Source organism: Bacillus sp. WC2503, assembly GCF_052682895.1.
On the sequence record NZ_JBQYMD010000001.1, the window covers coordinates 2,195,403 to 2,219,787 of the forward strand.

General features: G+C 34.0%; 27 protein-coding genes and 2 pseudogenes. 3 read left to right on the forward strand and 26 right to left on the reverse strand.

Annotated elements, in window-relative coordinates; all coding sequences use genetic code 11:
* Positions 1-129: 129 nt before the first annotated feature.
* The 10 genes from ACUN26_RS11285 to ACUN26_RS11330 all read right to left on the reverse strand — a co-directional run bounded on the left by ACUN26_RS11285 (position 130) and on the right by ACUN26_RS11330 (position 8,203).
* Positions 130-222 (reverse strand): putative holin-like toxin, encoded by a 93-nt coding sequence (locus ACUN26_RS11285; RefSeq protein WP_001289320.1) that lies wholly within the window; start codon positions 220-222, stop codon positions 130-132.
* 138 nt (positions 223-360) lie between these two features.
* Positions 361-1,473 (reverse strand): FMNH2-dependent alkanesulfonate monooxygenase, encoded by a 1,113-nt coding sequence (gene ssuD, locus ACUN26_RS11290; protein WP_000404867.1) that lies wholly within the window; start codon positions 1,471-1,473, stop codon positions 361-363.
* A 76-nt stretch (positions 1,474-1,549) separates the two neighbouring features.
* A complete protein-coding gene (locus tag ACUN26_RS11295; RefSeq protein ID WP_000432143.1) occupies positions 1,550-2,398 on the reverse strand; it encodes an ABC transporter permease in 849 nt (282 codons plus the stop codon).
* A 16-nt stretch (positions 2,399-2,414) separates the two neighbouring features.
* A complete protein-coding gene (locus ACUN26_RS11300) occupies positions 2,415-3,401 on the reverse strand; it encodes an aliphatic sulfonate ABC transporter substrate-binding protein (RefSeq protein WP_000276900.1) in 987 nt (328 codons plus the stop codon).
* Positions 3,402-3,418: 17 nt separating this feature from the next.
* A complete protein-coding gene (locus ACUN26_RS11305; RefSeq protein WP_002093657.1) occupies positions 3,419-4,174 on the reverse strand; it encodes an ABC transporter ATP-binding protein in 756 nt (251 codons plus the stop codon).
* A 186-nt stretch (positions 4,175-4,360) separates the two neighbouring features.
* The gene (locus ACUN26_RS11310) at positions 4,361-4,873 is read right to left on the reverse strand and encodes a DUF402 domain-containing protein (protein WP_001072803.1); all 513 of its coding nucleotides are present in this window, start codon (positions 4,871-4,873) and stop codon (positions 4,361-4,363) included.
* Between the two features lie 134 nt (positions 4,874-5,007).
* Positions 5,008-6,072, reverse strand: a complete 1,065-nt coding sequence (locus ACUN26_RS11315; protein ID WP_000117462.1) for a hypothetical protein — start codon at positions 6,070-6,072, stop codon at positions 5,008-5,010.
* 12 nt (positions 6,073-6,084) lie between these two features.
* On the reverse strand, positions 6,085-6,558 hold the full coding sequence (locus tag ACUN26_RS11320; protein ID WP_000400640.1) for a tetratricopeptide repeat protein: 474 nt from the start codon (positions 6,556-6,558) through the stop codon (positions 6,085-6,087).
* Between the two features lie 142 nt (positions 6,559-6,700).
* Complete coding sequence (locus tag ACUN26_RS11325) at positions 6,701-7,390, reverse strand: phosphopantothenoylcysteine decarboxylase domain-containing protein (protein ID WP_000676697.1); 690 nt, start codon at positions 7,388-7,390, stop codon at positions 6,701-6,703.
* A gap of 12 nt (positions 7,391-7,402) precedes the next feature.
* Entirely contained in the window at positions 7,403-8,203 is an 801-nt protein-coding gene (locus ACUN26_RS11330) for an aminoglycoside N(3)-acetyltransferase (RefSeq protein ID WP_131202461.1), read from the reverse strand.
* Positions 8,204-8,388: 185 nt separating this feature from the next.
* Here ACUN26_RS11330 and ACUN26_RS11335 point away from each other — a divergent pair, with 185 nt between their 5' ends.
* A complete protein-coding gene (locus ACUN26_RS11335; protein ID WP_000721816.1) occupies positions 8,389-8,838 on the forward strand; it encodes a hypothetical protein in 450 nt (149 codons plus the stop codon).
* An 85-nt stretch (positions 8,839-8,923) separates the two neighbouring features.
* Here the strand turns inward: ACUN26_RS11335 and ACUN26_RS11340 are convergent.
* The 14 genes and pseudogenes from ACUN26_RS11340 to ACUN26_RS11405 form a co-directional block, all read right to left on the reverse strand.
* A protein-coding gene (locus ACUN26_RS11340) for an IS3-like element ISBth167 family transposase (RefSeq protein ID WP_144080795.1) occupies positions 8,924-10,293 on the reverse strand; the annotation gives its coding sequence in 2 pieces (ribosomal slippage) (positions 8,924-9,828 and positions 9,828-10,293; 1,371 coding nt in all).
* Positions 10,294-10,371: 78 nt separating this feature from the next.
* Entirely contained in the window at positions 10,372-11,619 is a 1,248-nt protein-coding gene (locus ACUN26_RS11345) for a glutathionylspermidine synthase family protein (protein ID WP_000287861.1), read from the reverse strand.
* 20 nt (positions 11,620-11,639) lie between these two features.
* The gene (locus tag ACUN26_RS11350) at positions 11,640-12,248 is read right to left on the reverse strand and encodes a hypothetical protein (protein WP_001242218.1); all 609 of its coding nucleotides are present in this window, start codon (positions 12,246-12,248) and stop codon (positions 11,640-11,642) included.
* A 219-nt stretch (positions 12,249-12,467) separates the two neighbouring features.
* The gene (locus ACUN26_RS11355) at positions 12,468-13,631 is read right to left on the reverse strand and encodes a DUF418 domain-containing protein (protein WP_000376140.1); all 1,164 of its coding nucleotides are present in this window, start codon (positions 13,629-13,631) and stop codon (positions 12,468-12,470) included.
* A 155-nt stretch (positions 13,632-13,786) separates the two neighbouring features.
* Positions 13,787-14,197 carry a GNAT family N-acetyltransferase gene (locus ACUN26_RS11360; RefSeq protein WP_001053326.1) on the reverse strand — a complete coding sequence of 137 codons (411 nt, stop codon included), beginning with the start codon at positions 14,195-14,197 and terminating at the stop codon, positions 13,787-13,789.
* A gap of 57 nt (positions 14,198-14,254) precedes the next feature.
* Positions 14,255-15,193: a DMT family transporter gene (locus ACUN26_RS11365; RefSeq protein ID WP_000643649.1), complete on the reverse strand. Its 939-nt coding sequence runs from the start codon at positions 15,191-15,193 to the stop codon at positions 14,255-14,257.
* A 70-nt stretch (positions 15,194-15,263) separates the two neighbouring features.
* Positions 15,264-15,869: pseudogene (locus ACUN26_RS11370) on the reverse strand (DinB family protein).
* A gap of 15 nt (positions 15,870-15,884) precedes the next feature.
* Complete coding sequence (locus ACUN26_RS11375; RefSeq protein WP_000620331.1) at positions 15,885-16,382, reverse strand: GNAT family N-acetyltransferase; 498 nt, start codon at positions 16,380-16,382, stop codon at positions 15,885-15,887.
* Positions 16,383-16,416: 34 nt separating this feature from the next.
* Positions 16,417-16,962 carry a GNAT family N-acetyltransferase gene (locus ACUN26_RS11380; protein ID WP_000701132.1) on the reverse strand — a complete coding sequence of 182 codons (546 nt, stop codon included), beginning with the start codon at positions 16,960-16,962 and terminating at the stop codon, positions 16,417-16,419.
* Positions 16,963-16,977: 15 nt separating this feature from the next.
* Positions 16,978-17,700: pseudogene (locus ACUN26_RS11385) on the reverse strand (nucleotidyltransferase domain-containing protein).
* A gap of 1 nt (position 17,701) precedes the next feature.
* The gene (locus ACUN26_RS11390; protein ID WP_000923467.1) at positions 17,702-18,379 is read right to left on the reverse strand and encodes a DNA alkylation repair protein; all 678 of its coding nucleotides are present in this window, start codon (positions 18,377-18,379) and stop codon (positions 17,702-17,704) included.
* Positions 18,380-18,627: 248 nt separating this feature from the next.
* The gene (locus ACUN26_RS11395; RefSeq protein WP_000636772.1) at positions 18,628-19,575 is read right to left on the reverse strand and encodes a PLP-dependent cysteine synthase family protein; all 948 of its coding nucleotides are present in this window, start codon (positions 19,573-19,575) and stop codon (positions 18,628-18,630) included.
* Positions 19,576-19,749: 174 nt separating this feature from the next.
* Positions 19,750-20,139 (reverse strand): VOC family protein, encoded by a 390-nt coding sequence (locus ACUN26_RS11400; protein WP_000800673.1) that lies wholly within the window; start codon positions 20,137-20,139, stop codon positions 19,750-19,752.
* A gap of 205 nt (positions 20,140-20,344) precedes the next feature.
* A complete protein-coding gene (locus tag ACUN26_RS11405; protein ID WP_000233816.1) occupies positions 20,345-21,169 on the reverse strand; it encodes an MBL fold metallo-hydrolase in 825 nt (274 codons plus the stop codon).
* Between the two features lie 383 nt (positions 21,170-21,552).
* On the opposite strand from ACUN26_RS11405, the gene ACUN26_RS11410 reads away from it, so the two are divergent.
* Positions 21,553-22,200, forward strand: a complete 648-nt coding sequence (locus ACUN26_RS11410) for a DJ-1/PfpI family protein (RefSeq protein ID WP_000407027.1) — start codon at positions 21,553-21,555, stop codon at positions 22,198-22,200.
* A 150-nt stretch (positions 22,201-22,350) separates the two neighbouring features.
* Entirely contained in the window at positions 22,351-23,178 is an 828-nt protein-coding gene (locus ACUN26_RS11415) for a peptidoglycan-N-acetylglucosamine deacetylase (protein ID WP_000551438.1), read from the forward strand.
* A 42-nt stretch (positions 23,179-23,220) separates the two neighbouring features.
* Here ACUN26_RS11415 and ACUN26_RS11420 read toward each other — a convergent pair whose 3' ends face one another.
* Both ACUN26_RS11420 and ACUN26_RS11425 read right to left on the reverse strand, forming a co-directional pair.
* Positions 23,221-23,646 carry a WapI family immunity protein gene (locus ACUN26_RS11420; protein ID WP_000347502.1) on the reverse strand — a complete coding sequence of 142 codons (426 nt, stop codon included), beginning with the start codon at positions 23,644-23,646 and terminating at the stop codon, positions 23,221-23,223.
* A gap of 155 nt (positions 23,647-23,801) precedes the next feature.
* A complete protein-coding gene (locus tag ACUN26_RS11425) occupies positions 23,802-24,347 on the reverse strand; it encodes a TetR/AcrR family transcriptional regulator (protein ID WP_000105642.1) in 546 nt (181 codons plus the stop codon).
* Positions 24,348-24,385 lie beyond the last annotated feature (38 nt).

Consider the following 24,385-nt stretch of genomic DNA (forward strand, 5'->3'; position numbering starts at 1 on the left):
TATATAAATAAAAAAGACTAGTGTGCGGCTACACACTAGTCCACGTAACTTAGCAGATTGGATTGTTCACTTATCCTATTTGTTTCTTACAAACAAAACAACCCACATTCTATTGGCTTAGGTGGGTTGTTATTTTTTGAGCTTGTCTATTAAAACAACGACGAACGTTAACAATGCAACGAGAAACAGTCCACCCTGCAGTAGCAACGCTATTTCACTCATGTATTATCACCCCCCTCCTATTCGGAGAAGTGATAATTGAACAACCAACCGTACCTTAAGTTACTATTTAATTTTACCATATTTTCTGATAGTTTACGATGAAAACCCGCATGCGAATCGCTTGCGGGTTTTTTCTCATTATTTTTTTAATGCAAATGCATCAGCTATCATTTCACCAACAATTTTATTTTCTTGTTTCTTCTCATCTTTCAATAAAGGGAATAACAGTTCTGCCACTTCATATGCCTCTTCTAAATGAGGATATCCCGATAAAACAAATGTATCAATTCCTAACGCTTCATATTCTTTTATTCTTTCCGCTACCGTTTGCGGATCTCCTACAAGTGCAGTGCCTGCACCACCTCTTACAAGTCCGATTCCAGCCCATAAGTTTGGGCTTATCTCTAACGACTCCCTTGTTCCTTTATTTAAATATGTCATCCGTTTTTGGCCAACTGAATCATATCTTGCAAATGTCTTTTGAGCAAGCTCAATCGTTTGATTATCTACATATTGAATTAAACGTTCTGCCTCTTCCCATGCTTCTTCTTCTGTTTCTCTTACAATTACGTGCAACCTGATACCGAATCGTACCGTACGCCCCTTCTCTTCTGCAAGTTTTCTTACTTCCTCTATTTTCTCTTTTACTTGCTGAGGTGGCTCTCCCCACGTTAAATATACATCACTATGTTCAGCTGCAACTTCTTTTCCAGCAGCTGATGACCCTCCGAAATATATAGGAGGATACGGTGTTTGGACTGGCGGGAACACGACTTTACTTTCTGTAACTTTAATATGTTTTCCTTCTAATGAGATCGTTTCACCTTGCAAGGTCGATTTCCAAACTTTTAAAAATTCATCCGCTGCTTCATACCTTTCGTCATGTTCAAGATACAATCCATCTCCTTGTAGTTCAACGGGATCTCCTCCAGCTACTACATTAATAAGTAATCGACCATCTGAAATTCTATCAAATGTAGATGCCATCCTCGCTGCAACTGTAGGTGACATTAATCCTGGTCTCACTGCTACTAAAAATTTTAGTTTTTCTGTTTCAGCAGCAAGAGCTGAAGCTAACACCCAAGGGTCTTCACATCCTTGACCAGTTGGAAGTAAAACACCCGTATATCCTAAATAATCAGCCGCCTCAGCAACTTGTTTATAATAACCATACTCAGCTGCTCTTCCTCGTTTTGTCGTTCCTAAATATCGACCATCTCCATAAGCCGGAATAAACCATAATATTTCCATACTCTTGCACACCCCTTATTTATTTTGAAACGCAAACTAAAAATCTGTATATAAATTACCCCTAATAATTTACATATTAATTCCCTGTCTCACCTTTAAAACTATCTCGCCACCTTAAAAACTTCACTTCTAGTAAACGGACGAGTGAATCAGAAAACTTCCCGACGAATGCAAAGATTATAATACCGACAAATACGATATCTGTATTTGAAAATTGCCTTGCATCCATAATCATATAACCGATACCTTCTGTAGATCCCATAAGTTCTGCTACTACTAAACTCACCCATGCAACACCTAACGATAACCTTGCTCCTAGTAAAAGGTTAGGCAATGCAGCTGGTAAAATTAGTTTCGTAATTAATTTTCGTTTATTAAACTCTAATACTCTCGCAACATCAAATAACTTTGAGTCTACACCTCGTATCCCTAAAAACGCATTTACGTATAAAGGAAAAAATGCACCGTCCGCAATTAATAATACTTTCGATGTTTCGCCAAAACCAAACCATAATACGAAAAGCGGCGCAACAGCTAAATGAGGTACAGTTCTTAACATTTGCACAGATGGATCTAAATATTGCTCACTTCTCGTTGAAAATCCAACAATCGTTCCTAAAATAACCCCTAAGCCCCCGCCAATAAAGAAACCAGCTGCGGCCCTGAATACACTAATACTTAAATGGCCGAATAACTCTCCTGTTTTAATAAGCTCTTGGAAAGCTAGAAAAATATCTAATGGTGTTGGTAAAACTGTTTTAGTGACAAGACCGAATACGCCAGCCAACTGCCAAATTATTAATATAATAACCGGTATAGTAATCGCCCTTACTAAAACTTTTATATTTAACTTCCGCACCTTCTTTACGCTGTTTTTCTCAATCATTATACTCGCTGATTTCATAACAGCTTTCGTATTTTCCACTTTACAAAACCTCTTTTCACTTCGCTTTCAACGCTTTTTCTACGAAAGAATTATCTACAACTTTTTCCGTCTTAATTTCTTTCTTTATAGAACCGAGCTTATATTGAAATTTCGCTGTCTTTTGTTGCTCTGCTATTATTTCCTTCGTTACCGGAACTAAAATTGGTTTGTCGTGATTAAAAACTTCTTTTACGATTTCCGCATCTATCTTTTTTACAGAAGTGTATACTTTTATTGCTTCATCTAAGTTAGCATCTTGCCATACACGTGCTTTCTCATAAACTTTGAGAAATTTCTCAACTAATTCTGGATGTTCTTTCGCAAATTTTGTTCTCGTAATTAAAAATTCTGGTGAAGAGACATCTAATGTTTCACCATCTGCAATCACTTTCGCGCCCTTATTTACCGTATGTAACGAAATAAATGGATCCCAAATCGCCCATGCATCTACTGATCCTGATTCGAATGCAGGCTGCGCTTCATCTGGTTGTAATTGAATGACATTTACATCTTTTGCATCAATACCTTCTTTATCAAGTGCTCGATATAATAAATTAAAGGCACTACTTCCTTTTGCTACTGCAATTTTTTTACCTTTTAAATCTTTTATACTCGCAATCTTGCTATCTTTTTGAACGAGAATTCCAGTTCCTTTTCTCGCATAACTTGTATTGGCGATTTCGGTAAATCCAATACCTGCTGCTTGCGCTGAAATGACTGGAGAATTCCCTACTTCACCAAAATCTAATCGGTTTGATGCGATTGCTTCAAAATAAGGAGGTCCACTTTGGAACTCTGTCCATTTCACTTTAACTCCTTCTTTTTTAAACTCCTCTTCAAACCACCCCTTTTTCTTTGCTAGTAATAGTGGACTTAATCCTTGCTGTATACCAATTTGTATTGTTACATCTTCTTTCTTACTACTTGCTGTACTTTTTTCGCATCCTAATAAAAATACTGATATAGCTAAAGCAAAAGAAAGAACTATAAATTTTTTATACATATAAAATCACCCTTTTCCTATATACTTGTTTGAATCAATCCCCCATATTCAAACTGCTGTAATACTTTCGTTCGAAGTTGTTGGAACGATTGTGAAGTTTTATTTCGCGGATAAGGCAACTTATTTTCAATCACTTTATGTATTTCCCCTGGTTTTGCACTCATAATGATGATTCGGTTTGAAAGATATATCGCTTCATCTATATCATGTGTAACGAATATCATTGTTGTTTTCTTCTGCTCCCAAATATTTAGCAATACTTCTTGTAAATGACTTCGAGTAAACGCATCCAGCGCTCCAAAAGGTTCATCAAGTAATAATACATTCGGATCTCTTAACAAAGCTCTTGCTATCGCAACACGTTGTGACATCCCACCTGAAATTTCTTTCGGATACGATTTTTCAAAGCCATCTAACCGAACGATTTCAACCCATTCTCTCACTTTATCTTTCACATACTTATCTTTTAACGACAAATCTGCCGCTATATTTTCTTCAACTGTTAACCATGGAAAAAGCCTATGTTCTTGAAAAATAAAACCTTGTTTCTTACTTGGTTTTACGATGCGCTCGCCATCAATAGCAACTTCCCCTTCAAAATCATTATCTAAACCTGCAACAATTTTTAATAATGTACTTTTTCCGCACCCACTCGGACCAATTATTGTAACAAAATCCCCTTTCTCTAATTGAAAATTAATATTCTCTAATACTTGAACACTACCTACCGCTTTCGCAAATTTCTTAGATACCCCTTTAATTGAAACTGTCACACGTTCACCCTCCCTACTATGAATCATTTGGATTAATTGATTATGCTGTTATGTAACTAATAAAAAAACCAAAGGCATTTTATCAATAGATAAAATGCCTTTGGTTTCTCCAATCAGCCACTTGTTATAGAATTAACTACATATTATACAAATATTTCCGATAAGTCAACTAGGTTTTAATGAACATTATTTATTTTTAAAGATAGTAGCAGTTTCTATTATAATTTTAGGAAGCAACTCTTGAATGGTATCCGTCAATGTATGAAGAGCTTCTTTTACAAATCCATCTTCAAAGTTTTCTATCGGCTCCGGTAATTCATCCTCATCTAATATGAAATATTCTCCATTTGGAAGTACCATAATATCGATAATTAAATCTTCGAAGGAAACTACTTCTTCTGTTATTTGTGTATTTTTTACGATATTAAAATAGGCACCTACATAATTCCCTTCCTTATCTCTCCATACGTATAAATTGTAAGGACGATCTTCCCAGTAGTATGCAATTGTGTAACTTCCTTTTTGAATAGTTAACTTTGTATCGTGTGCCGTCATTGTAAATGAATACTGGACCTCGTGAAATAACACGATACTTTCCGATTGTTTTTTCAGCAATAAGTAATCGTAATCCACTATTGTCGAATCATACCGAATTTTTCTTTCTGTAATTTCAATTTTTGATGTACGTAATTGATTCATTATTTTGTTCCCCTTATGCTATTTCTATCCTTAATTATATCCATTTATATAGCAATTAAGAAGTATATAGTTGTTTATATTGTTGTCTACAATTACACAATAAAACTCCCTCTTATTTTAGAAGGAGTTTTTCACTATTCATGACTTATAAGTTTTAACCTTTCAGAAATCGCATTATAAAATTTCCGTTCCTCATCAACATTTAAGTGCACACGATTTACTGTTTTAGAAAAACCATATAACACCTGCGCTTTTACTGGCTCTTTTAACGTTATTTCAAAAGTAGCAGGTTCTTTTATGAACTCCATAACAGTTGCATCCAATACCTCTTTCTCTTCTTTTGCTGTTAGTGATTCCCCCTTGTAGAACGTAATATTATCAATTTGTGTAAATGGCAAAACGATTTTCTTTCCTAATCCGATTTGAATCATTACTTGTTTTTCTGTTATGATAATTGGATTTTTACGTATCGCTTGTATTTCAGCTATAAAATAAATCATCGCATATACGTTTAAAATAAGTAAAATCCAAGCTATTACTGGATTCCATTGATGAAGTAAATAATGAAAACCGATACTTTCAATTGCTGTTGCGTGAATTATCATGATATAAACACCTATAGCACCGGTGTTTTTATGGTAAGAATAGGTAAATTCGTCATCTGGTACTTTTGCACGCCAAGATAATAACGCATAATAGATTAGCTTACACTCAGTAAGCATGATATTTATAACCTTACTTCTTTTCATAGTGTCATCAAATGCTGCATCAATTGAATAAGAGAATGAAGAATACTCTTTTTTATGTGCTTTATATTTATTAATTATTTTAGGAAGCATTGTCACGATTTTATATAGAAGGAACAATTGTAAAGCTACAAATGCAATTTCCCCCGTCACTACTATATAAGAAACGAATGAAAAAGCTTGTAAATAGTCGCTTGGAATTATAAATCTCGCAAATATATATCCAGCTATTACGACAGGAAAGATATACGTTAACGAGTATCTTTTTCGAATAATAAAGAAATACGTAATGACTGGAATTACAAACATACAATCTAATAATGACCCAAGCACTACTTCTTTTGGAGCAGCTGGTACAATGGGAAGGGCATACAATAAATAGTTGGATAACATAATGCAAGATACGAGTCCAATCCAAATGCCTTTTCGCCTTCGCGATAGTGTGACACTCATACGTTCACTCCTTTATTTAAACACCTCGTTTAAGTGGTCTTTATAAAATGAAATAGCACGTTCAAATTCTTTTACTTCATCTACTTTCACGACTGTTTCAAGTAATAATTTCATTGCGGATTCATGTTCGTTTACATTATACTTTGCTAATGATAAAAATACTCTCATCGGATCGTTCTCAGGGAATTTCTTTACTCCAGCTTCTAGTACCACAATTGCCTTTTCATACTCTCCAATGCAACGATATGTACTCCCTAAACCGATATAGGCACCGCAAAGGGATTCACCATCAAGTCCATTTGCGATCGCCTGCTCATAATACGGAACTGCTTCTGTTTCTAATCCCATGACATCGTGTATCCATGCACATTGGTACAGTACTTCTGCATCTTTTGTAAAGTTTGTTAATCCTATAAGTATTTCTCTAGACTGCGCATATTTCTTTTCATTTCTAAGTTTAATAGCTTGCTTTAATAAATGTTCCATAGAATCCACTCCTCACCAATTATTCTGCGTATAGCTCTTGATTGGTTTATGCTTCACATTCGTGTAAAAGTAAAATTCCCACTAATTAAAGTTTCGCTTACCCATATACTATGCGGATTCATTCTTATCTAAAAACTTAATTTTACAAAGCAGTAATACGATTACATAATATCTCTAAGCTTTTGACAATTTCTTTCGCTGTTTCATCTTTCCCTTTACATAACTTTCCTTTACCATCTTGTCCAATTACATAGTGTACAGCCCCGCGCGAATATAAAGAATGTGGTGAATTTGCTATCATTACATTCGCCTTTGCTTCTTTCATTCTATTTTTCGCTCTCTCAAACAGTTCTTCTTCACTTAAATCACTTTCAAGCTTAAAACCAACGAGTACTGTTTCCGGATCCCATTGTTTTATTTGCTTCAAAACTTTTGGAGCTTTTTGAAAATGTATAATTGGTGCTATATCACTTGAAATTTTCCCATTCATATTAAGAACATTGCCATCTTGATCACAAATCTTTTCCACAACCCAATCTGATCCAGCCGCTGCCATAATAACCGCATCGACTTTTTCATGCGTAATGATACTTTTCATTTTATCTTGCAAATCAACAATTCCCTCAAATGGATGTAATTCTAATCCTCTATTTACATCGTTCGGTTTCTCAGCGAAATAACCGTGTAAATATATAACGTGTGCCCCTTTAGCTATAAGTTCTTCTGCGATTATTCTTCCAATCGTACCTTTAGCCATATTCGTATGTCCGCGTACTTGATCCCATTTTTCTAAACAACCACCGCTTGTAATTAATACCTTTTTCCCCTTCATTGTAACCATCCCTTACTGATTTTTCTTAAGAAACCATTCTGTTCCAAAGTCAACTATATCACGTTGCTTCATAAGACGGCTCGTTGCATTACCTATTTTCCCCATCGTTACAGTTCCTTTTCGCTCAAACTCTACACCAATTTCCACAAACGTATCTGATTCGTAATCCATTTCAACAAATTCTTTCCATACTCTTTCACCGTTTTCTATAATTGGTGCTCCTACTTTTATTAATTCACATGCACCAGAACGTACTTCAGATAAATGAACAGACGTATTCGAGTCATAGCCAACACCAATTAATAATATGTACCCATCAAAATCGTATATTTTTTTTAATGGTGATTCCTCTCCCAAACTCATCGATAGCGAATGATTCATTGTTATTTCCTCTGCATGTTTCCCCCATGCAGCAAAACTTCCTAATGGATGATTACTTCGTACTACATTCGGGTATGTACGAAAACATTCAACTATTTTCCCCATTCCTCTTGTTGGTGTTATACGTGGATCAAATGCTGGGACGCTATCACGTATAATTTGCCACCAATCTTCAGGTACAGGCGGCCTTGACCAATGTTTCGGATCAGATAAATCCGAAGATTGTGTTGGCATTATAATTGTTCCTTCTTCTGTAACGACTTTCATTAAAGCTTCTACTACTGCAACCACTCCGCCAGATATCCAGCCGATAGAACTTAATGATGAATGAACAATAATTGTCATTCCTTTTTCGACTCCTAGTGCTTTTAAATCGTTTGTAATTGTTTGAATTGTATTCGGAAATTGTGTACTCTCAACTATTTCATTCATTTTCATAACGGTTCCCCCACTAACCACGTATATTAAAATTTAAACTTTTATATAAATATATTATCATATTTTTCTTAATTTTTAACTTGATCGTATTCAATACTACAAAAAAATGGTAGTATTATTACGTAAAAAATAGTTAAATTATGGTATATTCATTTGAATTACTAAAAGAAGGTGAACAAATGAAAAAAATTCTATTTCCTTTTCTACTATTTGGGCTCATTTCTTTACATGCATGTGTTTCTATTAACAATGACTATGAGGGGTATTGGGTATTAGAAAAATCCAGATATAATGAAGGCGGATATGGGCCATTAAATTTATATGAAAAAGCACAAAAAGATCCAACTATGATTCATTACTCAAATGGTAGTATTAGTGAAGGAAAAAGAATGGTGTATGTAGCATTTGGAAAAAAGTATAAAAACGATAAAATTACAGTAAAAGAAGTACAAGACGAAAAAGACACATCTGTTATCGTATTACATATTGAAAAAGATAAAGGGCAAGATGAAAATCCCGTTTTATATATTGGTGCACCAAAACTTAGAAATACTATTAAAATTGTAGATGAAGATGGAAAGAAAATCTTTGAAATGAAGAAAGATGAAAGTGTTACATCACAGCAATAAAAAGTTACCATTTCAATTTACACTTTATAGATAGACGAAAAAGCCCATCAAAAATGAACTGAATCCAAAAAATTAGACAAATATATTAAGCAGCTACTAAGGATTGAACTCTGTATTGCACAGGGGACAATCCTTTTAGTTTTGTTTTAATTCTTTTGTGATTGTAGCAATGAATATAAGTTTCTAGTTCTTGCTTAAATTGTTCCATACTTTCAAACTCTTTAAAATAAAGTAATTCAGACTTTAATAAGCCAAAGAAATTTTCCATGACTGCATTATCTAAGCAATTTCCCTTACGGGACATACTTTGGATAACGCTATGTTTTTTAAGCGACTGATGATATTGTCGCATTTGATAATGCCAACCTTGATCCGAGTGTAAAATAGGAGTTTCCTTATCATTCAAACGTTGAAACGCCTTATTTAACATTTTAGAAACAAGGGAATAGGCAGGTCTATGTTCTATATTGTAAGCTATAATTTCTCCGTTATATAAGTCTAAAATGGGTGATAGATATAGTTTTTTACCATGTAAGTGAAACTCCGTCACATCTGTTACCCATTTTTCATTTGGTTTTGATGCGTGAAAATTACGTTTTAAAATATTAGGAGCGAATTTCCCGACAGTCCCTTTATATGAACGATATTTTTTTAATCGAACAAGACATTTTAATCCCAGGATATTCATTAAACGTCGAACGGTTTTATGATTTAATGCATGGCCTCGATTACGTAATTCCAATGTAATACGACGATAACCATACCTCCCAAAATTCTCACTAAAGATCTCTTTAATTAATTCTTTAACTTTCTTATATTTATCTGGACGTTTCGCTTGTTTCATCCAGTAATAATACGTACTACGAGCGATATTAGCGACTTTCACAAGGTCAACGACCTTGTATTTATGCCTTAATTCATAAATCAATTGCGCTTTGTCTTGGTCTGTGATGTTTTCTTCTTTTGAACTAAGGCATTTAACTTTTTTAAATAGTCATTTTCCATACGCAGACGTTCATTCTCTGCTTGTAGCGCTTCTATAGAACCTTCAAGAGATACTTCGTTTTGTTTTAAATGTTGTAGCTTAGCTTTTTCTTTGGCCATGGTTAGACGCCCCTTTTTCTTTGATTTTAGGGCATCTAATCCTTCTGTTTCATAAGCTACTTTCCATTTTCGGAGTGTTTCGCAAGAAGGAATATTAAAAAAAGCAGCTGTTTCTCTCAGAGATGTCCCATTTTCATTCATATAATGAATTACATCTAGTTTATACTCGAGAGAGTAAGTTGTATAGCGTTTTTCAAACGCCTTTTCCCCTGAAAATTCAAACCGTTTAATCCATTGATAAAGTTCTCTAGGATGAACCCCTATAGAATTAGCAATGGTTTTTCCGCCTTCTGTACCTTCTAGATATCGTTTTACTGCTTGTATTTTATCTTTTGAAGAAAATTTAGCCATAAAAAGTGCACCTCCAATTGTTAATTATGTGTCTAACAATTGGGGTGCACTTCAAAATGATGGGCTTTTCTTTTCATTTTATCCTTCAATCGTAACCCCAGTAAACATCGATAAGTTTCCCGTTATTTTCTCACCAACTCGTAAAAATAACCCTGCCGCTCTCCCACTAATACAATGTGAGCCAATTAATAATTTACCAGTATACGGACCATCCCATGTATCAATGGTATAGTCAGGCATTTCTATGTATTGCTGATATATTTTCCGTTGTTCAAAGTAATATTCCGTTTTATCTTCAGCTAATAGTTCATCATTTTCGTATATAGATACGCCCCCACCTTCACGTCCATATAAAGGTTTAGAAACAAATGATTCATTTCTTTCTTTAAATGGCTTATTTGTAAAATATGTTGGTAAGAAGTATTTATTAATAATAACACGCTCTTCTTCTTCAAAGAAAACCGCTTTTTCATAAAGCTTCCAAATTAATGCAAGCATATTTTTATTTTGCATTACGAATGCGGCTGGTGGATTAATAATTTTCACTCTTCCTTGCGCTATATGATTTAAAAACTGCAGACCAATTCTTTTTCCATTTTTATCAACATCTGTAACTAAATATTCAATTGGATACAGTCGATATAAATAATGAATTCGCTTGCCATTTGGCGTATATATTCCATCATCTGTAACTACAATATCTTGAATTCCTACATATTCCGTGGGCTGATTTAGGCAATAACTTCTTAAAAACTGGACTGTTTGATGGTCTTCATCGTGCCAATCATAGCTACTAAAATATATCGTTTCTTCAGGATCAATATTATAGTCATGTTTAATTTGTTCCCATGCCTGTACAATATGCTCCTCAATATGATTCGGGTGATTCACATCGTGATAACGGCACAACACTTCATTTGCAACAGAAGGTTCTAAATATCCTGTTGGTGTATCACAATTCACTTCTATTAATTTAATAACATCACCATTTACGATAAAGTCGAGCCTTGTAAAATAAGAAAACAAACCAGTATGTTTCATTCTCGCAATCTCCCACGTTTCAGGCGGGAATCCGAGTTTTTGAAAATCTTCTGTCGTATGTACAATATATTGATACGTTCTATATAACACATACATTATTTCTTCTGTCGCTTTCGAAATAGCGGTATATGTGTTTACCGACATACGAAACATCCCTGTTGCCATATACTGATTCCACTCTTCATTCTCTAATAGACTCGGCCACGTAAAACCATTCCTACCAGCCTCTTCCGCAAGTGAAAACCATATTTTCATATACTCTTTCTGTTCTTGTTCTGTATACATGACTCTATTATCCTTTCTCTTTATGATCCGGCCGGCGCTTTTGCGTTCCCAATTCCACTTGAACCAGAATTTACTTTCGGCGTTTGTGTCGTAGATGATTTAGATGTATTTGTATCTGGCGTCACTTTATTTGATGGATTGTGCTGTTGTTTATTTAAATCCACTTTCTTTGAAGAATCGTTGTTGCTAGTAGTTCCGCCGTAATAACCTCCGCCACCGCTGCCACCAGTTCTCCGTTCATCTTTTTCACGATAAGAAAGAACATTGTTTGTATATGGTTTCTTCATTACATTTGGTTTGACTGTATAGTTCATATTTGAGGTTTTACTTGCTAATAAATATCCTGCTACGAACGGTAATATCGGTAAGTGAGAGTTTTCTTGATACGATGAAAATGATGGATTATTTTCCTTGCATAACTCATCTTTTTCTACATTTTCAGTAGTTGGGGCTCTATCATCACAATTTAATGGTTCTTGTTCGCTCCCTTGCTTCCCACCATCCGTTTTAACAGCGGTATTTTCTTGTTGTACATTTTCTTCTTCATAGTCACCACAACCTGTTAATAAAAAAGATGACACGCCAATTGAAGCAGCGACTTTCAAAAATTTATTTTTTTCCATTCTCATGTGCTATACACCTAATTTCTTTTATCTATATTTTTCCATTTAACTATATTATATAATGCAAATATCACTTTTTACAAACTATACTCAATATGCATATTTACATATTTTCATGCTATTTATTCCCTAAATGAAAATGAAATATTATAATAGCCGAATTGTCTATCTGTACACCTAAATAAAGTGAAAGACGATTTTGTATTATGTCGTCTTTCACTTTATTTATTTTTTATATACTAAACGTCTCAATAAAATTTCTAATGGTCCATTAAGATTATTTTTTTCCATTATTAAAGCTACTATGACAGACAATATCCAAATACATATTGCTATCAATGCAGCAAAAGCGTTACTTACATGCCCTCCTAAATCAAATGCTACTGGTGATAAAAATATAACAAGCAGTGCTTCATTTAAAACAAAAAATGTTAATGAACGTTTTCCTAGAGCGATTAATGCAAGGCTAAAGTACCCTGGATTTTTCAATCTACTCCCTATTATCCCGAAACCTGTTGCATATGCTAATCCTCCAGCAATTCCAGTTAAAATATGGATTCCATTTATCATTCCAGCTGTAAATACAGTTGGATACCATATAGTCCCTATAAAAGATAAAGGCAAAGCACCTATTAAAGAAATTGCTAATCCTATAGTTGTTATAAAATATAATTTTTTTAACTGTTGCTCTGGTTTTATTAATAACTTATATCTAGCAATCCACAAACCAAGAATTATAGAAGGAAGAATTGGGAACATAAAATGGATGAGTACAGGTATAATAGGAAAGAAAAGTAATCGTATCATTGTAGTACTAAGATACGTGTCTTTTGCCGAAACATCTGGTGAAAAACCATAATCACCTATTGATTGCATATTAAGTCCCCATATTATTGGAATAAAAATGGTATACAATATAGCGATAATTATAAACGTTCGAATTAATGTTTTCATTTTACACTTTAATAGTGGACTAACAAAAATACCCGCTAAACCATAGGCCATAAGAATATCTTGCCCTCCAATTAAGACCGCTAACACAATCCCAAACAGTATTAAATACAAGGAGCGTTTTCTTACTATTTTTACAGCCTGAATTTCATTTTTCCCTTTTGATATTTGCCCTTCAAATGCTAAAACTAAACCGTAGCCTAATAATACGGCAAACATTGCTCTTGCACGGTTATCAATTATGAATATACCAAAAAGATTTACAATTTGATCAAAGAAACTACTGCTTTCCACTCTATGCATAATTCCAGGATCTGCTGCATACAAGTAAAGCGGTGCATGAGCAAGTACGATTAACAGTAGCATAGTGCCTCTTGCTAAATCCAATGAGACTGCACGCTTTTTTTCAATTGTTCTATCATTTATTGATCTATCCATATTTTACTTCCTTTCTTAACATCAAATGAACATTCCAATCTTTCTTAAGTTTTCGTCAAAAACTAAGAAAGATCTTCTATTAAAAATAGAACAGATAAATAAAAAACGAACTATCTCTTCAATTCCTATTCCGGATATTATATTCTCAGATTATTTCAATATGTTTTATTTTTAAAATACAAATGAAATCTTTCTATCCCTGGATATTTTTCTCCTAAACTTTTAACCTTAAAACCAATTTTCTTATAAAATTCTACTGCCTCATTGTCTGTCTCAGCTTCGACATAAGTCAATTGATGCATTCTTACTACTTCCCTTATCATTTGAAACGCAATTCCTGTATGACGATATTCTGGAACGACTGCTATGTGGCATATTCTCGCTTCATTTGCTCCGATTATTTCAATACCTATACAAGCCTTTTTTTCATATTTATATAATCTACCTTTATTGCTTTGATAAAATACTACCGCTTTCTTTAAGCTTGTTTCACTTGGACCGACTGCATACTGTAGCACATTTAAAATTGAATCCCTTCCAATTTGTTCAACACGTTGCAAATTCATATCTTCATCCCTTTCTATGAAAAAAGATTAGCTCTTTATAAAAAAGAGCTAATCTCATTACGCTGTTATCTTTTCTTCTTTTTTCACAACGACCGCCACATAACTATGCAGTATCATTCCGACAATAACGAGACTCATTCCAACCCAAGATAAAGATGATGGAATTGGAGCAGAAAGCCAAATAAGCTCTCCTACTAAAGCAAATAAAACTTCACCGGATTGTGTCGCTTCAACCGTTGCTAGCTTTTGCGGATCATCTTTCACAAGATCTGTCGCAAAGAAAAATAATACTGTCGCGATTAAACCTGAACTAACTGCTACAATAAAACATTGAAAAACTTGGCTACTTGACGGTAATCCACCTGTTGATACTTCGTAACCAGATAGTAAAAACCAAAATGGTAAACTTGCTAATGTCATCCCGAGAACTCGCTGGAATACATCTAATTCCCCTTTACATACTTGCATCATTTTTCGATTTCCAAGTGGGTACGCAAACGCCGCAATGAGAACAGGAACTACACATAAAATGGTTTCACGAATTCCTAAAGAAGAAGCATGTTCTACTTGCATGAGTACAACACCGAATAAAATAATACCCGACATTACTAATTCTTTCATCGGAAGTTTTTTATGTAATGGGTCTACCGCAAAAAATGGTGTTAACAAAATCCCTGCGACTATCGTAATTTGCCATGTTGATGCAACAAGCCACCCTGGTCCAAATGCGCCAGCAAAACTAAGTGGTGCATAAAAAAGACCAAAACCTACAATACTCCATACCAACCATTCTTTCGGATTGTTTTTCATATATTGAAAGAGTTGCTTTAAGTTGCCTCTATACATGACAATAAGTAGTAGCATTGGTACCATAAAGTAATACCGTAATGATGCACTCCAAATCCAACTTCCACCTTCTAAGTCCATCGCCCGGTTTAAAACAAAGGTAAAGGCAAAGAAAAATGATGCCAATATCCCTATTGCAATTGCTTTCATTATAAAACCCCTTGTTTAGTTTCTTCTTAATACTATACAACAAAATGAATATAATTAAAATTCACGCACTTTAACTTACATGTAATCTAGCTCTATATAATTTTCTTAACTGACCAATATGCGCTTGATGATACCGATTATGATCAGCTATATGCCATATGCCCCATCTTATTGTCGCATTTTCGCCCTTTTCATAAAAAACTTCCCGTGTTAAATCATTTTCTGTTAGTTTCATACATTCTTCATAAAGTGAAACTTTAATCAGTGGGGGTTTTGTTCATCCCCCACTGATTATTAGTTTAACCAATCGGGCTGCCCGTTAATGCGGGATAAAACAATTGTTGCACTGCTTCATAATCTTGCATTAACTCTTGTAACGTGTGTTTTCTTAAAACTGGCAGTTCTCCCACTTCATTCAACATAGGCCCATATTTATTTTTTAGTGCAGTGGAACTTCTTCTCCCTTTAAGCGATACACCCAATGTAAATCGACAACTGCTAAATGCTGAAGTAGCTGTCCGATGCTATTTTCATTATTTTCAGACCCTTTAAAAGATAATTCCTTCTCTTCAGTACTTTCTACTAAATTTCGCAATCGTATATATGTATCTCGAACCGTTGCATACAAAATTGCTACTTGCGGATTCATGTTTTTTTCTAAATAAAGATCTTTCATGATAAACTCCGTCCTTTAAAGGAACAGCACCATATGTTCATCATCACTGTACGCACCATTAATCTTTATAGCCCTTTTTTCAATTCCATATGTTTTAAAGCCCATTGATTCGTACAAATTTTTTGCTGGTTCGTTTGTAGATACAACACCTAATGTCAATTGCTCTAGTTGTATATCCCGCGCTCTTTGAATTGCATTTGCAATTAGCTCACGTGCCAACCCGTTTCGTCTGTTTTGTGCGTCTACATACATCGCAACGATATGGCCTTTATGCTTATATGCTACTTTCTCTTCCGTTAGTAAAGTGACTACACCAATTAATTTTTCTTCATTAAACGCGCCAAGTGTACAACTAATAGTAGATGTTAAATTCCCTTCAACTCGCTCAATAGGATTTTCCTGACGAATCGCCTCTTCATAAGTTGTTATAAACGCCTCTGGGTTTACTTGTAATGCTTGTAAACGTAAATCCCAATATTTTTTTGCATCTTCTTTCGTAAGTAATCGAATCATGTATCTCTACCCCTTTTTAATTTACATAATATTTTTATAAACCACTAATTATAGATTGATATTCTTCTTTTAACATACTATAACGATAGCGATGAATGAACTTCTTTTGACGTAACCGATCATTTCTCATTAGTCCTTCACAAACAAAGCCAGCCTTTTCATAACTCTTTCTAGCTTGTAAATTATCCTCATCTACACGTAGCCAAACTTTCTCCAATTCGAAATCAAAGAATCCCAGTTGTAATATACTATATAGAGATGCTATTCCATACCCTGTTCCCCAATACTCTTTATCCCCAATCGTAATTCCTAGTTCCGCATTTTTATTTGTTTTGTCAAAATTTTTAAGGTCTACCCAGCCAATGTGTATATTGTTTTCTGTAACGATAGCCCTTTGTTCATAACCATTCTTTCGACTTATGCATGCTTCAATCCATTTTCTCGTATCTTCACGAGTGAACGGAGGATATTGATCTGGTACGACTAAGTGTTTTGTCACTTCTGTATCTAATGACCATTGATATCGATCTTCTACATCCTCTAGTGTCAATTCCCTTAATTGAACGAATGGTATTTTCATTTTACTATCCCCTTTTTATTTGCCAATAGAAAATCCTTCGAACACTCTTCCTCCGTATAGTTCTAACGTCTTTTCTGTAAAATTAATTAATACATTTTTATCACCGTTTTTATAAAAATGATCAAAAGCCGCTACAAATTGTTCTGCATAATGGTCATCATATCTTCTTAAAACTCTAATAAACCATTTTGAATTTCCAAGCCATTGGCCATTTACTCTTAATACATATTCATGTATTAATTCCGCTAATAAATTAGCAATGAATAGTTCTTCTTCTCTTTTTGATGCACCAATGAAGTCATCCAAAGTATCCGAAATAAAATAGCGCTTCTGTTTCATCGTTTCTTCGGTCCATTTATCTGGTCCTTTAATTAGTAAATCGTTCGCTTCTTTTTTTAATTTCTCAACAATTTCACTTTCCCCTTTTAATACAATTCCTTCTGAAACTAATTGAGGTAGAGAAGGTCGCCCGCGATCACAATCCATTTAAAAAAAGGTTTTATACGTTACAAAATTATGTACAAATACTTCAACGGGCCATCCATTACTATAGAAGGATTCTCTATAACAAGATGACAAACTTTGATCGACTATAACAATATCAAGGTCAGATGTTTTTGTCGCTTCTCCTCGTACAACGCTTCCTCCCAGTAACGCTACATCACAATTCGGAAATTGTGATGTAATTATGCTTTGTGCCGCTTCAATTGGTTTCATTTTCTTTTCTCCTTCGCTTATTTTACTTTCTTTTTTCTGCTCTTTCTCGAGCCTTTTTTATATACGGTTCTGCATCTGGTGTTTTACATGACGTTGCACCGTGATCAATTTTTACTTTTCCAATTTCACGAGCAATTTCAATTGCTTGTTGCTCTAAAGCTTCATTTCGAATCCCTATCGCAATTAAAGCGCTATTCATTGCTTCTCTTTTTCTATTTTTTTCATTATGTATATGAACTTTAATCTCTTCTAAATACGGCATGAAGAAGTTATCGTCTAACTTTTTATTTTTTATTGCGATATTCGCTAATAATGACCAACCTGCTCTCCCGATCCATTCATCATCAGATTTCGTCCATTCGTCCATTCTTTCTATTGCGATTGGCGACGTACATATAGCTGTCATAAGAACGTCCATTAAACAATAATAATCAACATCCCTAATCCAACTATTCAGCTGTTCTGATGTTACATTCTTCGGTTCTAAAATATACGTTGCTAAAGTCATTGCATCCATATTTTTTGTTTCCCATAATGAAATTGCTAAATCATGATCTTTTTTTATCTTCTTTTTTAATAATTTTAAATTTGCAAAACTGACTCCGAATAGCGGCTCTTTCGCCCCATGATTTTTATACGTTTTTCGATTTTGTTCCGTTCCATATTTCTCTAGTTGCTGCATGACCTCTTCAAGTAGCATTTGTCCACCTCTTTTATGTTTTCTGTTGACTTCATATAGGTATGTACGATATATTCTACATTATTTTTTGATTTTCCTATATTTATTTTTAAAATACGGTATGTGAAATTTTAAATATACTACGCAATCACACCATGAAAAACCTACACATTGTAAACATGCAGGTTTTTCATGGTATCAAATTTCCATAAAATAAGAAATAAACGAAGGAACCACCTTTGGTTCGTTCTCTCAATAATTTATCTCCGCTATATTTTGGCTAAACTCTTTACATCTGACCACTCTTCTATAGAACCTGCATCCGGAAAAACGGTAACTACATTAAAATTCGCACCTTTTTCTTTTCCTAATTGTTTTGCAGCTAATAAGTTTGCTGCCGCAGACGTTCCTATTTTCATACCAGTAGCCTTATAAAAACGGGCCATTTCATACAAGGTTTCTTCATATGAATAAGTCCATTGCTTTTCTATCAAATTGTCTTCCTTTTCTATGAAATGTTGTTTCCGTCCTAGACCGAATCCACCTGATCCTGCATATTTCTTTAAAGCATTTGGCGGTTGTTCAGATCCATATGGTAATTCGGCAGGCATTACTAAATGTAGCTCAACATTTTTTGTATACTTCTTTACTGCTTTATAGACCCCAATTAGAGTTCCACCAGTACCAGCGGATGCTACCCATGCGTGTATTGGTTTTCCGTTCATTTGTGCAATAATTTCTCGGCCTGTTCCTTCTATATGACTTAATAAATTTGCATTATTATAATGTTGGAACAAAAAGTATAACTCTTGTTTTTGTTTGCTAATCTCTATTGTCTTCTCAATTACAGCGTAAAATCCCTTACATTTATCAACTAAGATTACGTTAGCACCATAATATTCGAGTTCATTTAATAGAGATTGACCAGTTGCAGAACTTAACACTAACGTGCATTCAATCCCTAAATAATAACAAAGATAGCCAATTGACCTCGCTAAGCTTCCACCACTATACTCTAAAATATGTTGTTTTTTGTTCGCTTCTTGTAAATATTTATTGATCATTCCAAGTGCTGCTCTATCCTTAATCGATCCTGTAGGGTTGTGCCATTCACATTTAGCATAGATTGAAAGATTCTTCGTTTCTTCGCATTCTAATTTAATGAGAGGGGTATTTCCAACATTTTTAGAAAACTCTTCAAAATGGTTTACTATCATACTTTTATACCTCCGTCATACATCATATTTATAACATTTGTTCTTAGTCAAAATACTTTCTATATTTCAATTACGCTATTAACTATATTTTCCTATAAAAAATCCCTACAAACGTTGTAGGGATTTTTGTCTAAATCATTTTGTTGCACTCTATTACATACGAAAAGAACTTCTTTATTCAAATGCATTCATAAGCACAATTCTCCAGCCATCTGGATCCTCTATTGTAGTACCTTTCTCTATCCAATACGGATTTTCCGGTTCCACCTCATGGTAGCCCATTTCACTTAACCGATTCGCGATTATTTCAATTTCATCTTTATTCGGCATATAAAAAACTAGTAAATTATCTTTTGTCGGTGCTGGGCATGGGCTTCCATTTACATGCGTAGTAAACTCCAAATGGTACTCTTCACCCGGTAATCCAAACATAACCCCGTCATATCCTTCATGATTGTGAAATTCCCCTATACGTTTTAACCCTAATCCTGTTTCGTAAAAACTTATAACTTCTTCAAATTTATCTGTTGGTCTTGCAATTCTAAATTGAACCCAATTCTTCATGCAAATCTCCTCCTTTTCATTTTCCAAAGCTTTATAGTAGCCATTATAAGTTACATATATTTAGTTTAATATCCCTCATTAGTGTGAGAACTGCTTAAGTTGAAAGACCTATTCGTTCATACATAGTAGGACTTTAGTATAAAATTCATATAAACTTAGTTATACAAATATGGAGATAAAATAACGATTTCTTCCATATATATTATTACGTATGAAATAATTCTCCTTGTAGGGCCTTTATATATCGATCAGCAGATCTTTGTACAGCCCTATTCGCATCTTCCATCACAACACCATGAAACGCATTATACAGTCGACTAAATTGGATTCCTTTTACTTTCTCTGCCATTTTTCTAACTTTATTCGCTGGTAATGGGATAAGATTGGGATAACTATACATAAAACTTACCCATTTTCGATCCGAAACTACTTGTATAATATCACCTGATAACAAAATACCTTTCCCCTCATTACCGTCTTTCCAGTGCATAACAGTTCCACCTTTAAAATGGCCACCTAACCGATGCAATGTAAGTTCTTCCGATAATATCAAATGTTCCCCAGACCAAAATTTAATTTGCTTACTCGGGCGGACCACCCATTCTTTATCATCTTCATGAATATAGATAGGTATATGAAATGTTTCCGCCCATTTTACTTGTGTAGAGTAATAATGTGGATGAGAAAGTGCTATTGCTTGAATACCACCTAAATCATATATACGTTGTATCGTTTTATCATCTAAATAACTAATACAATCCCACAAAACATTTAGAGTTTTACTTTGTATTAAAAATGCTGTTTGTCCAATTGCAAACTTAGGTTTAGTAGTAATGCTATACAAACCAGTTTCTTCTTTTATTATTTCATTTTTGTATAAATTGCTATGTTGCATTGTTTCTAATGTTGTCCATGACTGCCCCATTGGATTCATATATTGCCTTTCCTCATTACAAATTTTACAACGCGAAGGTGCCTCTTTATTTTCGGGATACTGAACTCCACATGTCGTGCAAATATAATGAACCATATTCCCACTCCCTTTTTAAATGTAATTGATTCTTTACCAATATTTTAATAAAAAACGAAAATAATTAAATCAATAATTGTGACTAAAATGAAGTCATACGAAAGTACGATTATTCCCCTTCTATTTAAGAATTTAGTCTAAGTACTATATTTTATATTTCTTCTTTCTGGGAAGTTAAATTTTTCAATCATTACATGAAAGAGTAACTCTATACGAAATAAATGAACCTATTCATAGTTTTTGTCACAAGTTTGACACAGTAGTATAAACTAATACACATCTGGGGTATAGTATATTTAAAGTAACGATAAAAAAGAATATTGAATAAATTCTTTTTTAATCGTTACTAGATTACATTTGTAATAACTTAAGGGGAGATTATAATGGAAATCGTTATTATGCTCTATGAAGGGATTACTGCATTAGATGCTATTGGTCCGTACGAAGTATTTGCAGCAGAAAGCAATAACAACATAAAGTTTGTTGCTAAAACTACGGGCTTAATTAAATTAGATTCAAAAATGGGCTATTTACATGCCGATTATAATTTTACTGAAGTTAATTCAGCTGATATCCTTATTATTCCTGGATGTCGCCCGCCTAACTTTAAACAACTTATGGAGGACGAAGAAACTCTCAATTGGATTCTCCAAATACATGAAACTACTAAATGGACTACAACTGTATGTACAGGTTCTTTAATCTTAGGTGCTACTGGCCTACTAAATGGTGTTAAAGCCACTAGTCATTGGAGCTCTTTTGACTTGCTTCGTTCTCTCGGGGCTATTCCAACTGAAGAGAGAGTCGTTCGCCATGAAAAAATCATAACAGCAGCTGGTGTATCTGCAGGTATTGATATGGCTCTCCAGTTGATGGCTTGGGAATTCGGAGATGAAAAGAGTAAAGCAGTTCAGCTCATGTTAGAATACGACCCACAGCCTCCTTTTGATACAGGTTCACCAAAAAAAGCATCCGCATCATTATTAGAAGAATTAAATTTGATGCTTGAAGATTTTCATAATAAAGTTTAAAACCTTCCAATTTTTCAAGAATGCAGTTGATACAAAATCTTGCATATTTTTGACCAAACTTTTTTACAGTTGTAAAAAAGTTTTTTTGCATTTCCCTACCTATAATTGCTAATATAGTAGAGTAGAACTTTTATAGAGAGAAGGAAAATTATGCACAATGGAATTCGAATGACAACTTTAGTAAAAAGGGCTATGTTGATTTGCGCTGGGGTATTATTTACATATGAGGCCGCTTTAGGATCGGTACATACTGCTCTAGCAAGTACAGAAGATGAAGCAAAGTCTGTTCAATTTGTAAGTGAAATTCAAACATCTCTTGCACCGAAAGAAGCTCCAAAACACTATAATGGGCAAGTTAGAAAAGTCGCTTACTTAACATTTGATGACGGTCCTGGAAAATACACAGCTGAGCTTTTAGATATGTTAAAGAAAGAAAATGCAAAAGCAACATTCTTCCTAATTGGTTCAAACGTGAAAGCTTTCCCTGATCTTGTGAAACGTGAAGATGCTGAAGGCCACTATGTTGGGATGCACAGTATGACTCATAACTATAAGAAACTATACACAGAAGGACATTACGTAGATGAAATGAAAGAAGATCAAGGCTTAATCGCTGGCGTTCTAGGCAAATCACCCGTATTAACTCGTCCATCATACGGCTCAATGCCAGGATTAAACGAAGCACTTCGCAACAAAGTGGTGGAAAACGGGTTGAAAGTTTGGGATTGGACAATTGATTCTTTAGACTGGAGATACAACAAAATGCAAGTTGATGCTGCATCAGCTAAAATTGTAGAAAACGTTCTACATGGTGCTACAAATCCAACAGAAGTTATCCTTATGCACGATATTCACCCACAATCAGTTAAAGCAGTACCTGGAATTATAAAAGGACTGAAAGAAAAAGGATATGAATTAGAAGCCTATAATGAGAACGAACACTTCCCATTAAACTTCTGGCATGATAATCGTATGTAATGAAAAGACTTGATTCCCTCTAGTAGGATATCAAGTCTTTTTTTAACGTTTTGGAAAGTTTCTTTGTTGCTCTTCAATAAAACGAATAATCTTTTCTCTGTCCTCATGCGTAATACTTATAGAAAATTCGTACTCCTCTTCCTTACACCATGAAGGGGTAAGTTCCTGAGATAATCGGACTACAATTTGAAACTCACCTTCATTTTTCCCCATTAATTCAAACGCTATATTAGGCTCTATGAAATCTAATTCGGTATATGTAGGATTCGGTAATGATTGAAACCATTTTTTCATATGCTGTAAGTCGAAAGTTTGTAGAAAAGGATCCATCGTTTCAAAAACTTTATTTCCTTCTGACAGTTTCGCTTTTACTATAAGCCAATTTCTATCACACTCCTCTTTTGCATCTTTAAATTGGTATCTCACCACCTCTAAATGTAATGCTACTTTTTCATTTTGAAAATCCATAAATTGCTCCCCTTCTTGCTATAAAACTTTTACTTTATAAATTTGAAATATATAAGCCTTTACTTGCAAGACAATTATTTTTCTATCTCCTGTTAATTTCAATTCTTAAATATAATGATTTTCGTTTATTAATACACATGACTGATTCTAACATATCATTCTTTATACATTAAATATATTTGATTTGCTATATAATCTGAACTAAAGTGAAGTCCATTCCTTATCCACCACATGATAATACCTACCAAAGAGGCTGTTTTAATATCAACTGCAACATAATCATCAGGTAATTTATTTTTCGTATTCTCTCTTCTCGTTTCTATTAATTGCTTTAAAAATAAAAATAATTGCTCTTCAAATTGATTCATTTTAAATAATATAAATAAAAAATTCCGGTGGATATATAAATAATCTAGCAATTGTGTTAGCTTTTGTTTTTCTGATAAATCTTTTGCATGTATTAAATCAACAATTTTATTAGAAAGCTCATTTAAAATCTCGCTATTGATTTGGTCTAGTAAATCTTGAATATCTTGATAATGTAAGTAAAATGTTGTTCGATTTAATCCTGCTTTTGTTGCGATTTTCTGAACCGTTAAGCTTGAAATAGTAGGATTCTCACATAAAAGAGAAAAAACAGCATTTTTAAACATTTCTCTTGAACGAACTGTACGAGGGTCCTCTTTTTTAAGTGTAGACATTTTGAAACTCCTTTATAGATTTTCTCTTTACTTTCTCG

Bases quoted from the DNA above. Each gene is read 5' to 3' on its own strand.
- ACUN26_RS11335 (WP_000721816.1), top strand. From the start codon at position 8,389: ATGAAAAAAATTCTATTTCCTTTTCTACTATTTGGGCTCATTTCTTTA.
- ACUN26_RS11380 (WP_000701132.1), bottom strand. From the start codon at position 16,962: ATGAAAATACCATTCGTTCAATTAAGGGAATTGACACTAGAGGATGTA.
- ACUN26_RS11375 (WP_000620331.1), bottom strand. From the start codon at position 16,382: ATGATTCGATTACTTACGAAAGAAGATGCAAAAAAATATTGGGATTTA.
- ACUN26_RS11345 (WP_000287861.1), bottom strand. From the start codon at position 11,619: ATGTATACAGAACAAGAACAGAAAGAGTATATGAAAATATGGTTTTCA.
- ACUN26_RS11350 (WP_001242218.1), bottom strand. From the start codon at position 12,248: ATGAGAATGGAAAAAAATAAATTTTTGAAAGTCGCTGCTTCAATTGGC.
- ACUN26_RS11365 (WP_000643649.1), bottom strand. From the start codon at position 15,193: ATGAAAGCAATTGCAATAGGGATATTGGCATCATTTTTCTTTGCCTTT.
- ACUN26_RS11330 (WP_131202461.1), bottom strand. From the start codon at position 8,203: ATGAATGAAATAGTTGAGAGTACACAATTTCCGAATACAATTCAAACA.
- ACUN26_RS11315 (WP_000117462.1), bottom strand. From the start codon at position 6,072: ATGAGTGTCACACTATCGCGAAGGCGAAAAGGCATTTGGATTGGACTC.
- ACUN26_RS11285 (WP_001289320.1), bottom strand. From the start codon at position 222: ATGAGTGAAATAGCGTTGCTACTGCAGGGTGGACTGTTTCTCGTTGCA.
- ACUN26_RS11410 (WP_000407027.1), top strand. From the start codon at position 21,553: ATGGAAATCGTTATTATGCTCTATGAAGGGATTACTGCATTAGATGCT.
- ACUN26_RS11395 (WP_000636772.1), bottom strand. From the start codon at position 19,575: ATGATAGTAAACCATTTTGAAGAGTTTTCTAAAAATGTTGGAAATACC.
- ssuD (WP_000404867.1), bottom strand. From the start codon at position 1,473: ATGGAAATATTATGGTTTATTCCGGCTTATGGAGATGGTCGATATTTA.
- ACUN26_RS11325 (WP_000676697.1), bottom strand. From the start codon at position 7,390: ATGAAGGGGAAAAAGGTATTAATTACAAGCGGTGGTTGTTTAGAAAAA.
- ACUN26_RS11300 (WP_000276900.1), bottom strand. From the start codon at position 3,401: ATGTATAAAAAATTTATAGTTCTTTCTTTTGCTTTAGCTATATCAGTA.
- ACUN26_RS11360 (WP_001053326.1), bottom strand. From the start codon at position 14,197: ATGAATTTGCAACGTGTTGAACAAATTGGAAGGGATTCAATTTTAAAT.
- ACUN26_RS11415 (WP_000551438.1), top strand. From the start codon at position 22,351: ATGCACAATGGAATTCGAATGACAACTTTAGTAAAAAGGGCTATGTTG.
- ACUN26_RS11425 (WP_000105642.1), bottom strand. From the start codon at position 24,347: ATGTCTACACTTAAAAAAGAGGACCCTCGTACAGTTCGTTCAAGAGAA.
- ACUN26_RS11320 (WP_000400640.1), bottom strand. From the start codon at position 6,558: ATGGAACATTTATTAAAGCAAGCTATTAAACTTAGAAATGAAAAGAAA.
- ACUN26_RS11310 (WP_001072803.1), bottom strand. From the start codon at position 4,873: ATGAATCAATTACGTACATCAAAAATTGAAATTACAGAAAGAAAAATT.
- ACUN26_RS11390 (WP_000923467.1), bottom strand. From the start codon at position 18,379: ATGCTACTTGAAGAGGTCATGCAGCAACTAGAGAAATATGGAACGGAA.
- ACUN26_RS11400 (WP_000800673.1), bottom strand. From the start codon at position 20,139: ATGAAGAATTGGGTTCAATTTAGAATTGCAAGACCAACAGATAAATTT.
- ACUN26_RS11355 (WP_000376140.1), bottom strand. From the start codon at position 13,631: ATGGATAGATCAATAAATGATAGAACAATTGAAAAAAAGCGTGCAGTC.
- ACUN26_RS11405 (WP_000233816.1), bottom strand. From the start codon at position 21,169: ATGGTTCATTATATTTGCACGACATGTGGAGTTCAGTATCCCGAAAAT.
- ACUN26_RS11420 (WP_000347502.1), bottom strand. From the start codon at position 23,646: ATGGATTTTCAAAATGAAAAAGTAGCATTACATTTAGAGGTGGTGAGA.